8 protein-coding genes and 1 pseudogene are annotated in these 12,372 nt (G+C 60.2%); 7 read left to right on the forward strand and 2 right to left on the reverse strand.

Annotated features, from left to right (window positions below):
* Window positions 1-44: 44 nt before the first annotated feature.
* On the forward strand, window positions 45-815 hold the full coding sequence (locus ACFFU4_RS18130; protein WP_377071316.1) for a Hachiman antiphage defense system protein HamA: 771 nt from the start codon (window positions 45-47) through the stop codon (window positions 813-815).
* Window positions 802-4,209, forward strand: coding sequence for a DEAD/DEAH box helicase (locus ACFFU4_RS18135; protein ID WP_377071308.1), 3,408 nt, complete (start codon window positions 802-804; stop codon window positions 4,207-4,209). Before ACFFU4_RS18130 ends, ACFFU4_RS18135 begins: the two co-directional genes overlap by 14 nt.
* A 361-nt stretch (window positions 4,210-4,570) precedes the next feature.
* On the opposite strand, the gene pdxR is transcribed toward ACFFU4_RS18135, so the two are convergent.
* Window positions 4,571-6,055: a MocR-like pyridoxine biosynthesis transcription factor PdxR gene (pdxR, locus tag ACFFU4_RS18140; RefSeq protein ID WP_377071309.1), complete on the reverse strand. Its 1,485-nt coding sequence runs from the start codon at window positions 6,053-6,055 to the stop codon at window positions 4,571-4,573.
* Between the two features lie 224 nt (window positions 6,056-6,279).
* Entirely contained in the window at window positions 6,280-7,782 is a 1,503-nt protein-coding gene (locus tag ACFFU4_RS18145; RefSeq protein WP_377071310.1) for a CoA-acylating methylmalonate-semialdehyde dehydrogenase, read from the reverse strand.
* Window positions 7,783-8,632: 850 nt separating this feature from the next.
* On the opposite strand from ACFFU4_RS18145, the gene ACFFU4_RS18150 reads away from it, so the two are divergent.
* The 5 genes and pseudogenes from ACFFU4_RS18150 to ACFFU4_RS18170 form a co-directional block, all read left to right on the forward strand.
* On the forward strand, window positions 8,633-9,049 hold the full coding sequence (locus tag ACFFU4_RS18150; protein WP_377071317.1) for a TRAP transporter small permease subunit: 417 nt from the start codon (window positions 8,633-8,635) through the stop codon (window positions 9,047-9,049).
* A gap of 78 nt (window positions 9,050-9,127) precedes the next feature.
* The gene (locus ACFFU4_RS18155; RefSeq protein ID WP_377071311.1) at window positions 9,128-10,177 is read left to right on the forward strand and encodes a TRAP transporter substrate-binding protein; all 1,050 of its coding nucleotides are present in this window, start codon (window positions 9,128-9,130) and stop codon (window positions 10,175-10,177) included.
* 194 nt (window positions 10,178-10,371) lie between these two features.
* Window positions 10,372-11,679: a TRAP transporter large permease gene (locus ACFFU4_RS18160; protein WP_377071312.1), complete on the forward strand. Its 1,308-nt coding sequence runs from the start codon at window positions 10,372-10,374 to the stop codon at window positions 11,677-11,679.
* 13 nt (window positions 11,680-11,692) lie between these two features.
* Window positions 11,693-12,097 carry a universal stress protein gene (locus tag ACFFU4_RS18165; RefSeq protein ID WP_377071313.1) on the forward strand — a complete coding sequence of 135 codons (405 nt, stop codon included), beginning with the start codon at window positions 11,693-11,695 and terminating at the stop codon, window positions 12,095-12,097.
* Window positions 12,098-12,112: 15 nt separating this feature from the next.
* Window positions 12,113-12,334 (forward strand): annotated as a pseudogene (locus ACFFU4_RS18170) (DDE-type integrase/transposase/recombinase); the annotation flags it as partial.
* Window positions 12,335-12,372: the final 38 nt, after the last annotated feature.

A 12,372-nucleotide genomic window follows, 5' to 3' on the forward strand; every position in this document is an offset into this window, starting at 1 on the left:
CAAAGTCCGATCGATGTGCGAAGGAATTCAAGTAGTGTGTATTGATGATTGAAGATTGGCTGGACATCGAGGAGGCTGAACACGGAGAGCGAAAACGCCTCTATGTGCTAGCTGAGAAGGAAGGCGGCAGGGCTGTTGTCCAAGTCGATCTCATCGAGCGTGTGCGCGCTCACTACGACGACCCACGACGCATTGCGGACGATATCGCCGAGCTGGGCTTTCCAGGTGCCGCTGCGATTCTACGAGAGCGCCTGCCAACTGATGCAAGAACGCGCTCGGGTGAAGTTGGCGAAATTCTTGCTACGGAATTCATGGAACACCAGACAGGTTTCCGCATGCCCGTCCGCCGACTGCGCTACAAGGACGGGCGTGAAATGGCGCTGCGTGGCGATGATTTCCTCGGCATAGAGGAATTGGAGGGACGCCTCTCCTATTTGAAGGGCGAGGCCAAAAGCGGGCAGGCAATGGGCGCGGCAGTGATCACGACCGCTCGAACCCGGCTGAACGACGATCAAGGGCGTCCAACCCCGATCTCGCTCTTGTTCGTTTCCGACAGGTTGCTTGAAGGGGGAGAAGAAGATGAGGCGCTTGGCCGCCAGATTCGAAATGCTATTGGCCGGGGCACCATAAAGGCCCGCGATGTTACGCATGGATTGTTTACCCTGACAGGCAACGACCGGATCGCCGATCTCGAAACCGACCTCGACGGGGCTGAAGATGCACACGGTCATGTTTCCGTGAACCTGAGGATCAACGACCACCAGGCCTTCATAGCCTGGGTTTACGAAGAGGCCGAGAATCTTGGAAACGACTGAGGAGCTGCAAGAATTCATCGGCGCCATTGGGCAGCCCAACATTCGGGGACGGCTCCTCGCACGGGGAGAGGCCCGCGCAATCATTCGTCGGAATGGACAGCTTCCCGAAGGTGCTCCGGCCTTTGCGGCGAGCCTTGAAACCGACCTTTCCGAATACGGTTTCTCGCTGCTCAGGGCGTCGCTGGCACTCCGTGAGAGGCGGGAAGGCGATGCCACAGTCTGGCGCGAAGGGTTTTTGACGGCAGGCAACGTTTTCGAGGCGCTTGTCCGCAATGGTTCGCCTACAATGCCACAGCGTGGGTTTCTGCGCGTGATGGGCGCCGCTTCCTATCATCTTGCTGGATACGCGGCGATGTCATTCTCGCTCATGGCACAGGCCGAGGAAGAAGCGAACCTTGCGCCTGCGGAGCGCGCCATCATGCGCCTTCTGCTCAGTGATCTTGGAGCTCTGCGTGGCGAGGCCGAAACGTGGCTTCGCGATCCAGCCCATAGCGACGGCGCTCTTCAAACCGCATTGCAGGACGGCCAAGGCGAAACGGATGAAGTCTTTTCGGTTATCCTGACGACAGCAGTTTATCGGGCGTTTGCATTCTTCGAGTTTGCCCTGCTGACGGGTGATGCCGCGATGCACGAAGAGGCCCATAAAACGCTCCGCGGCGCTTTACGCGTCGCCAATCACGTCGGTGCCGTTCCGCTATGGTGGATCATCCGCGTCGCTCTGAATCTGATCGATGATTTATGGGCCAACAGCCTCCATCAGGTGCTCCCGGAAGTCGGGCCCGATGGTGCGGATGGCTATGCAGAGCTTCGAGAGATGTTTCTTGCCTCGCTTTACGCAAGGAAGACGGCGGAGGTGGAACTCTGGCCATCGCAGATCGGTGCTGCCCGTCGGGCGACCGATTTGACCGACGACCTAGTGGTGGCTCTTCCAACCAGCGCTGGAAAGACTCGCGTCGCAGAAATCTGTTCCCTCATGTCGCTGAGCGCGGAGAAACGGGTGCTGCTCGTGACACCGCTCAGGGCGCTGTCAGCACAAACCGAGCGTTCATTTCGCAAAACTTTTGGTCCGCTTGGTTTCTCGGTCTCCTCGCTCTATGGCGCGAGCGGAGCGATGCCGGGTGACCAGGACGCGCTGCGGTCGCGGGAGATTGTAATCGCTACGCCTGAAAAGTTGGATTTTGCCCTCAGAAGTGATCCGCAGTTGATCGACGATGTCGGTCTGATCGTGCTTGACGAAGGGCATCTAATAGGGCCGAGCGAGCGGGAACTTCGCTACGAGATTTTGGTGCAAAGACTTCTGCGCCGTCAGGATGCTGACGATCGTCGCATCGTCTGTCTTTCGGCAATCCTGCCTGATGGGGAGCAGCTCGACGATCTCACTAGATGGGTGCGGAGCGACGCCGAAGGCGAGGCGGTGAAATCCGGCTGGCGTCCGACGCGCCAACGGTTCGGGACGTTAGCTTGGGGCGGACAGGGAGCACGCCTTACCTTCGATCTCGATGACGACGGCCCGTTCATACAGGATTTTGTGAAACAGCAGCCGCCCATCCATCCCCGGCGGACGCCCTTCCCGAAAGACAACTTCGAACTGACTATGGCCGCGGCATGGACATTTGCCGGAGAAGGCAAGCGGACCCTCGTTTTCTGTACGCAGCGGGATCATGCCGAGAGCTACGCCCGAAAGATTGTTGATCTTGCCAGGCGAGGGTTCCTTATCCCGCTCCTTGACGACGGGGACGCGATAGAGCGCGCCAGATCGGTTGGGGCCGAATGGCTTGGTGCGGAACATCCTGCTGTACAGTGCCTTGCCCTGGGTGTCGCCATTCACCATGCGCGCCTTCCTAACCCTTTCCTTCGCGAGGTGGAGCGCCTGCTTAGCGATGGTGTTTTGACGGTGACGGTTGCCTCGCCGACTTTGGCGCAGGGGCTCAATCTTAATGCAGCAGTCCTGCTAGTACCGAATCTGTATCGAGCAGGAGCGCCGTTGACAGGGGAAGAATTTGCGAACGTTGCCGGCCGGGCCGGGCGCGCTTTCGTCGATCTCGAAGGGCTTGTCATTCATGTTATGTACGAGCCGCTGCGCTGGCGCAGGCTGGCATGGCGCAATCTTGTGAATGCATCAAGGGCAAGGACGCTTGAAAGCGGGCTCATTCAAATTGCCAGCGAAATCCTTAACCGGCTTGCGCGGGGCGGAGCGCTGAACCGCGCAGACGCCTTCGAATATCTCGCGAATAACCGCGATGCATGGGACATTCACGTCGATGAAGAGGATGATGAGCCCTTCGAACTTCTGCTTGAGAAGCTTGACAACGCGATATTTGGTTTGGTGGAGGCGCTTGACGCTGGCGACGAGGACTTGCCGCGGCTGATCGACGAAGCTTTGAATGGGTCACTCTGGGCGCGGCAGCTTGCCCGTCGCGAGGACGACCTTCGTGAGCGCCAGCTTAACTTGTTCAAGGCGCGGTCGGGGCTGATCTGGTCTGAGACTACCGCCAACCAGCGGCGTGGCCATTTTGCAATGGGAGTCGGTCTTGAAGCTGGTCTGACGCTCGACGAAATGGCCGACGAACTTGCCGTTCTGCTCGATCACGCTGACGAAGCGGCATTAGGTGGCGACGCCGAGATGCTTCTTGCCTCGCTTACTAACCTCGCCGAGCGCATGCTCGCTATTCGTCCCTTTGTCCCGGACGATCCTCTTCCACCCAACTGGCGCAATGTTCTCGCTGCGTGGCTTTCCGGTACGCCAGTGCGCGACATAGGCCCGGACAATATGCGCTTCATCGAGGACGTGTTCACCTACCGGCTCGTCTGGGCGCTTGAAGCACTGCGCACCAGACGTGTCGCGCTCGGATGGCAACCGGAGACCATTGCCGGGACAGCCGCCGCGTGTCTCGAAACCGGCTTGCCCCGCTACATGATGGCGCTGCTAGTGCGGGCGGGCCTTCCTTCGAGGGCGGCGGCAATCGCTGCCATTAACGACCAGAACCCTGTGGTCCTGGACACTGAGGATTTAGTTGCTTGGCTCGAAACCAACCAGATCGCCGCCCTCACAGATGCGGGTGATTGGCCGACGCCGGAGACGGCGTCAATTTGGGCTCAGTTTCGGGCCGAAATGCTCAACCGCACCAGCCAGCGTTGGACATCCAGGGAATGGCGTAGGAATATTGATACGGCCTCGCGGCAGATTGATCCGGTTCCCGGCCGAGCTTACAGAGTAGAGATCGCGGAAGACGGTACAGTGTGGGTACTTACACCTGATTTTGAGCGAGTCGTTATGCTCAAGCGTAATATGATTGACCCTGCTCCAAGTGTTCTGACTGCTCGTTTCGAAGAAGGGAGCAATCAGGGCATCATACGGCGACTGGGTCGTTCGCGAGCAACCTGGTCCGAGTGATAGTCAATTGAAAAGAAAAATCTGAGCGTCTTCCACCCAGTCTATGGGAATAAACGTATCCCATACGCTTCGATTGGCAAACAAAGTCCAAGGCGCCCTCCCGCAACCAAAAAAACACGCAATATCAACGCCATAGCGCCCATCGGGGCGATCTTTGCGTTTGAGGCGGGAGGCGTGGTGCTACGTGACCTGCTCCCCGTAGAGTCCGCATCGTAGATGGCCCGGTGATCTGACAGGGCGGGGGCCGCCCTTGGCTACGTTTGCCAGCTTCTCGAAGGTGCTCTTGGCGACGCCACAGTTGACCTGCGCGCAGTCAGCGACCGCGCTCTGCGCCTCAGGGGAGCGAACAGTCATCCCGCCGTTATCCATCAACGGCCCGTTCCAGATCTCCAATTGCCGCGCACAAGGCGTCTATGCCCTCTTCGATCAGATCCCGGTGGATCGATGAAACGCCAAGGCGAAAGAACTTCTTGCCTTGTGCCTTGTCGGCAAAGCAGGGAGCGAGCGGCTCCACGATGACGCCTCTCTTCCGGGCGGCACGGCTGATCGTCGTGGCATCCAGACGAGCATGTTCACTTGCCATGACGAAGTTCGTGCCACCGAACTCTCCGGATCTGAGTAGGCCGGGCAGTTTTTCGGCGAGGACGGATCGAGCCAGGTGCCAGCGTTGCTGGTACTCATCGCGAACCCTCCGAAGCAATCCATCGTAGTAGCCGAGGCGGATAAACAGGGCCGCCGTCTGTTGCAGTATCATCGGCGGGTGGCGGAGCATCATGCCCCGGCAATCGCGGGCGGAGGCGATGAATTCCGCAGGGGCCGTCATGTAACCCAACCGCAGACCGGGCGAGAGGCCCTTGGACAGGCTGCCGAGGTAGATCAGACGGCCCGTCGTATCGAGACTGTGAAGCGGCAGGGGGGTGGAATGCCGGTAATCGACGTCGCACTCGTAATCGTCCTCGACAATGTAGAAATCATACTCCTGCGCCGCCTCCAGAAGCTCGTGGCGACGACGTTCGGACATCGTGACGGTCGTCGGAAACTGACGGTTGGGTGTCACGAAAACCAAGTCGACATCGCGCAGCCGTTCGTCGACGACCATTCCCTGTTCATCCACGGGCTGAGATCGCAAAGCCCCGAAATTCGAACGCAGAATCTTGCGGGCGTCGGGATAGCCGGGGTCCTCCGTGGCCGCGATACGATCACGCCCGCCAAACAACAGGCTTGTGATGAACAGCCCGTTCTGAGAGCCGAGCGTGATCAGAATGGACCTGCTGGGTTCGAAGATTCCGCGGCGCGGCAGGATCCGCTGGCCCACCTGTTCGATCAGCTCAACGCTATCCGAATAAGACCCGTCTGCAGACCAGATCTTGAGGTCCTTGCGGTTCATGGCCAGCCGGGTGCATTCGCGCCATTCCGACACCGGGAAACTGCTCTCATCAATCTGGTTGCAGACAAACGGATAGTCATAGGCGTGCCAATCCTGCGGCCGGAAAATCGTGTCGATATCGTCCGCGCGCCGCAGCGTGTTGATCTTGTCTCCGATTGGTGCGCGACGCCTTGCCCTGGAACATTCCGGTTTCGCGGCGTCCACGCGCATACCCCGTTCGGATGTGACGAAATACCCGGAGCGGGGCCGGGCCTCGATGAGCTGCTCCTCCTCGAGTTTCCGATACGCGGAGACGACCGTGTTGATCGAGATAGCGAGTTCCCTGGCAAGCTCCCTGCATGACGCGAGCTTGAGCCCGGGCGGCATGAGCCCCTGAAAAATCAATCGCGAAATCTGCGAGACAATCTGGTCGCGTAGTCCGCTGGACGATGTCCTGTCAATGGTCAAACGTTGCGTCATATCCCATAGCTCCGGCGTCTGATGCTCCGTCGAGTATGGACAAGTACTATCCGAATTTCAGCTATTGGATTGCATCACCCCTTGGGCGGGGCTTTCGCAAGGCCCGCCCGCTGGCCATTCCCTGCGTATGTCCAGGCCCAAGGCCGGCAGCGTCCGAGTCACCCGAAGATGGAAGCGGCACCATGGGAGAAATGATGGTGCCGCTTCCGTGGCCGGACGTGTTCTCACACGTCCTTGCCGCCCGTGAAATTGAACTCCGCCCCGGTGCGGATGCCCGAGGGCCAGCGCGTGGTCATGGTCTTGAGCCGCGTGTAAAACCGGACGCCTTCCATGCCGTGGATATGATGATCGCCAAATAGCGAACGCTTCCACCCCCCGAACGAATGATACGCGACCGGCACCGGAATGGGCACGTTCACCCCGACCATCCCGATGCGGACCCGCGCCCAGAAATCGCGCGCTGCATCGCCGTCGCGGGTAAAAATGGCCGTGCCGTTGCCGTATTCGTGGTCGTTGATCATCCCTACGGCGGTTTCGTAATCTGCGGCACGCACGACCGAGAGGACGGGACCAAAAATCTCTTCCCGGTAGATGGACATGTCCGTGGTCACGTTGTCGAACAGGCAGCCACCGATGAAATACCCCTCCTCGTAACCCTGCAGAGCGATCTCGCGGCCATCGACCACGAGGTTCGCCCCTTGGTCGATACCATCCGCGATAAGGTTGTGTATCTTGTCATAACTTTGCTTCGAGATGACTGGTCCCAGTTCGGACCCGGGGTCGGTATAAGGCGCGATCTTCAGGGCGCGGATCCGGGGCTCGAGCGCCCCGACCAGACGGTCGGCGGTTTGCTCCCCCACCGGAACCGCGACGGACACCGCCATGCAGCGTTCCCCGGCGGAACCGTAGGCCGATCCGATCAACGCGTCGGCCACCTGATCCATATCGGCGTCGGGCATGATGACCATGTGGTTCTTCGCGCCGCACAAAGCCTGCACGCGTTTGCCGTTGGCTGTACCGCGCGAATAGATGTAGTGGCCGATCGGTGTGGAGCCGACAAAGCTGACAGCTTCAATCCGGGGATTGTCGAGAAGGGTGTCCACGGCCTCCTTGTCGCCGTTCACCACATTGAAGACACCGTCAGGCACGCCCGCCTGCGCCAGCAGTTCGGCGATGCGCATGACGACGCCCGGGTCCTTTTCGGAGGGCTTGAGTACAAAGGTGTTCCCGCAGGCGATAGCCACAGGGTACATCCACAGCGGCACCATGGCTGGAAAGTTGAACGGGGTGATCCCGGCAACGACGCCGACTGGTTGCCGCACACTGAAGCTGTCGACATTCTGGGCCACAGCTTCGGAATATTCCCCCTTGAGGAGCTGGGGGATGCCGCAGGCGAACTCAACCACCTCTATTCCGCGGGCGATCTCTCCCCTGGCATCTGGGAGGGTCTTGCCATGTTCCGCTGACAGCAGCTCCGCCAGCTCGTCGGTGTGCGTCTTGAGCAGGTCGCGGAACTCGAACATTACAGTGGCGCGCCTGGCCGGGGGGGTGGCCGCCCATCCGGGCAACGCCGCCGCGGCGGTGTCAACGATGGCATCCACATCCGCCTTGCTCGCCAGCGAGACCCGTCCGGTGACCGCGCCGGTCGCGGGGTTGCGTATCTCGCCGGTACGGTCGGATGTGCCCGACCATGGCTGGTTCGACATAAAGTGACCGATAGGGTGCATTGGGGCCTCCATAGCTTCGCATCTCATGCTCGGGGACGCGTCCCGCCCCAAGACGACCTTGACGCGGCTGCCGTGCATACTGACTCATTGGTAATGCGATACACGGGCTCCGGGACAGGTACAGTTCAGGGCAGGCAAGGGGACAGATTCGCTCGCCGGTCTTGATGGCACCGCACCGGCGCGAGACGGACTGGGGCCTGACATTGCGGGCACGCCCCGTCGTGCCGTGCGCCCTGCCCCCGCCACAACGGTCCAACTCGTCGGGACCGATGCGTTGCATCTTGCTGCTTCGCAATCGGTTTTGTTCCCGGCAGGTACGCTTCGGGGCCGGGTCGTGTCGGTTCCGTCCGGATGCCCCCTCGGCGGCGTGGCTGCCGGGACGGACAAATCGTGCACCGGGCTGCCTGTGGTGCGCGCCGGCGGGTCACACACGCAAGGCAGGGGCGGTTATCATTGCAATCTGTACCCCTGTTAACCGTCATCTGTAGCTTTCTCCGCCGCTGGCCATGTCGTTTCCTGCACGGAGGCGAGAGCGGTCCGTGACAGTCCGCGGCACCTCTCAAACACTTGAATACGTTGACTGCGGAGGGATGGCTCGCATGAGTCCGGGGCGGTGCGAAACGATTAGGTTCCTTGAGGCGACCGGTGACGAGGTCTGTGCATCTCGCGCACCGGAGCGCTTGGGCACGACAGGCGGTACTCCTCTCCACCGTCAGGTGAAGCCTTCAGGGACGGAGACGGACGTGAGCCAGACCGGGTGTGCAAAATGGTGATACGCGCGCTTGAGTGGATCACCCACGCGATATCGGAAATAATGGGCCGCGTTGGCTGGTTCCTTATACTCTACTGCATGGTGTTTGGCGTGACGGACGTCTTCATGCGGTATGCGCTCAACGCGCCGTCTCAGTGGATCGGAACAACCTTGCAGGCGGCGATGGTCCTGCTGGCCTGCGCCGGTGGTGTCTATGCGCTCCAGCACGACAGCTTCGTCAAACTCGATCTTTTCTATGCCAATGCGAGCAGCCGCAAGCAGGCGCTCCTGGATGTTCTGACGGCGCCTTTCGCGATCCTGTTCCTGGTCATCCTGATCTGGAAGGGCTACGTGGCTGCCTCGCTTTCGCTGATGCTCAATCAACACACTCCGACATCCATTCCGATCCCGATCTATCCAATCAAATTTGTAATCCCCGTCACCGGGGGGCTGGTGCTTCTGGTTTTTGTGAAACACCTGATCCGCAACCTCTCAACACTGCTTGGACGCGGCTGAACGATCTGCCTTCGGCACGGCATCGCCGGTTCCGGGGCCAACAAAAAATGAATTGACCATCAGCAAGGAGGACGTGTCATGAAGATGAACGAATTTGGAAAAGCAGCCCTTTGGGCGGGGGCCATGGCTCTCGTTGCGAGCGTGGCCGCGGCGCAGGACGGGCCGCCTGATGAGGTCACCGAGTGGACGTTCCAGCCTGCGTTCGACCAGACGGATGCCGGTTGGGACAACGGCGTGATTCCTTGGGTCGAAGCCGTCGAAGAAGCGACGGAAGGCACCGTGAAAATCCGGGTCGAACCTGCCGGTGCGCTGGTCAGCGGCTCCGAAGCCTTCGGCGCGGCTGCCGCAGGTGTGACCGACGGCTATGCAGGCTGGGGATCGGTCTATGGCGGCGACATGCCCGAAGGCATGCTGGCCTTTGGTCTCGCGATGGGCGCAAACAGCACCGAGGAAGCCTGGGAGGTGATGTGGGGCAACCCCGACTATCGCGTCGGCGACATCGTGCAGGAGGCGGCAAACGCGCGCAATCTGTACTGGGGCGGCTGGACCAATCAGGGCCCGAACGCGATGTTCACGAAATTCCGGGTCGAGAAGATCGAGGATCTCGAAGGGCGCAAGATGCGTGCAGGCGGTCCGCAGGCGATCTTCCATTCGACGGTCGGCGGCTCTCCTGTCTCGATGAACGCCGGTGAAATCTACACGGCGATCAAGCTTGGCACGATCGAAGGCACCTACTGGGACACCGGCGGCATCGATGACATGTCGTTCCACGAGGTGGTCGATTACGCGATCATGCCCGGCTGGAACCCCGCGCAGCATCAAGAGATATACATCAATCTCCAGAGCTGGAACGATCTCACGGATTGGCAGCGCGAGCAGATAAACGGCGTGTTCAAGGAAACCTATTTCGAAACCAGCAGGATGCACGCGAAAGGTGTGGATGAAGCCCTGCAGATTCTGCGCGATGCCGGCGGCGAGGTGATCGAGATGAGCGACGAGGAAGTCGCACGTATGCGCGATGTCGCGATCGAGCAAGTCTGGCCGCAGATCGCAGACGCCTCCGAAGGCAACGCGAAGGGCGTCGAGATCTTCAAGCGGTTCCTCGAAGACAAGGAAAACGCGCAATAACGACGCGTGACCGCACGCTGAAACAAGTCTCTGGCCCGGCAGCCGGGCCAGAGGCGCGATCCGGCTGGCCCTGCGACGCCTGGCCGTGGTGAAGCGCAGTCCGTCCCGGTTTCCCTCAATCAGGCACCAGACCGTTTTGCGAACACACGCGACCGGAGGGGCACGGGACGTTTTGAGCAAGGAAAGAATGAAACATGAGCCTCGAACTCATTACCGCGCTGTATTTCATTGTTCTGTTCGTGATCCTATTCATGGGGCTCCCTGTTGCATTCGGGCTGGGTGGCACGGCCGCGTTGTTTGCACTCCTGCTGGAGCCGCGCGCCCTCCTTTCGGTGCCGAGCGCGTTCTATTCGACGCCCTGGAACTCGGTTCTGGTGACGGTGCCCCTGTTCCTGTTCATGGGGTCACTCATACGGTTTTCCGGGATCGCCGAAGCTGCTTATGACGCGGTCTACAAGCTGATCGGCCATATCCATGGCGGGCTGGCCATGGGGACGGTCCAGGTCTGCACGGTGTTCGCCGCGGTGACCGGGATCACCCCGCCTGCCACAACGACCATGGGCCAGATCGCCTATCCTTCGATGATGCGCTACAAATACGACCGCCGCATCGCGATAGGCTCGATCGCCGCTGGCGGGGCCCTGGGCGCGCTGATCCCGCCGAGCGTTCCGTTCATTTTTTACGGACTGCTTGCCAAGGTCTCGATCGGCGACCTCTTCATGGCGGGCGTCGTGCCCGGGCTGATGCTTGCGGCGTTCTACACGATCTATATCGGCGTCCGCTGCAGGCTTCAGCCCGAATTGGGGCCGGCATTGCCGAGCGACAAGAAATTCACCCGTCAGGAAAAACTCGGCGCGATGCTCAGCATCTGGCCTTTCGCGGTGCTGATCGCCATCGTGCTCGGCGTGATCTGGGGCGGGGTGGCGACGCCGGCCGAGGCTGCGGCTTTCGGGGCCGCCGGGGCATTTCTGATCAACCTGATATACGGCAAGCTGACCTGGAAGGTGTTGAAGGATTCGCTGGTCTCCACACTCAAGCTGAGCGGCATGGGATTATGGATTCTCATCGGGGCGACCGTCTATCTCAATGTCTTCAACACGATGGGCAGTCAGGACCTGCTGACCGATCTGGTGCTTGCCATGCCCGGCGGCAGCACCGGCATCCTGTTGATGATGATGCTGATCATCCTGGTTCTGGGCATGGTTATGGACGACTGGGCCATCATCATGCTCTGCACGCCGCTTTTCATTCCCATCGTCGATGCCCTCGGGATCGACAAGCTGTGGTTCGGGGCGCTGTTCATCGTCAATATCCAGATCGCCTATCTGACACCCCCGTTCGGGTTCGTCCTGTTCTGGATCAAGGGGGTGCTGCCCCGCGATGTCAGTATGGGAGATGTCTACAATTCCGTCGGCCCGTTCGTGGCGCTGCAGTTCATCGGCCTGACGCTGATCTTCCTGTTTCCGCAAATCGCAACCTGGCTGCCAGGCATCCTGAAGTAAGCTGGAGGTTTGAATGTACAAGAATATTCTCGTCCCCATCGCACCGGATCACATCAATGATTGCCGGGACCAGATAGCCGCCGCGCAGCGCCTTCTTGCCGAGGACGGTCGAATTGTCGTCCTTTCGGTGGTGGAGGAACTGCCCTCTTATGTCGGTTCCTACTTTCCGAAAGAACAGATCCAGGAGAGCATCGAGCGGTTTGAAAAGGCGCTGAAGACAGCGATGCCCTCGGACCGTATCGAGACGCATGTCGTGTCGGGACATCCGACCAACACGGTCCTGACCTGGGCACGCAAGCACGGCGTGGACTGCATCGTCGTGGCTTCCCACCGTGAGGGCCTCTCGGGCCTCCTGCTCGGATCGACTGCAGCGCGGGTCGTCCGCCATGCCAAATGCAGTGTCGTCGTGCTTCGTTAGGTACAAAGCCAGTCAGGGTTCCTGTACCTCGTCGCGATCATGGACTGGCACACTCGAAAAGTCTTGGCTTGGCGCATCTCGAATACACTGGAGGCCGACTTCTGTGTCGAAGCGCTGAACGAGGCCATCCACAAGCTCGGCTCGCCCGAGATCATGAACACCGATCAGGGCAGGCAGTTCACGTCCCTCGCCTGGACGGATCGTTTGCTGAGCTACTCCCCGTCTCTTGGACAGGATCTGGCGTAAATCAAGCTACTCTTTGCACCTGCTGATCG

This window comes from Roseovarius ramblicola (assembly GCF_042430665.1).
Lineage (GTDB): Bacteria > Pseudomonadota > Alphaproteobacteria > Rhodobacterales > Rhodobacteraceae > Roseovarius > Roseovarius ramblicola.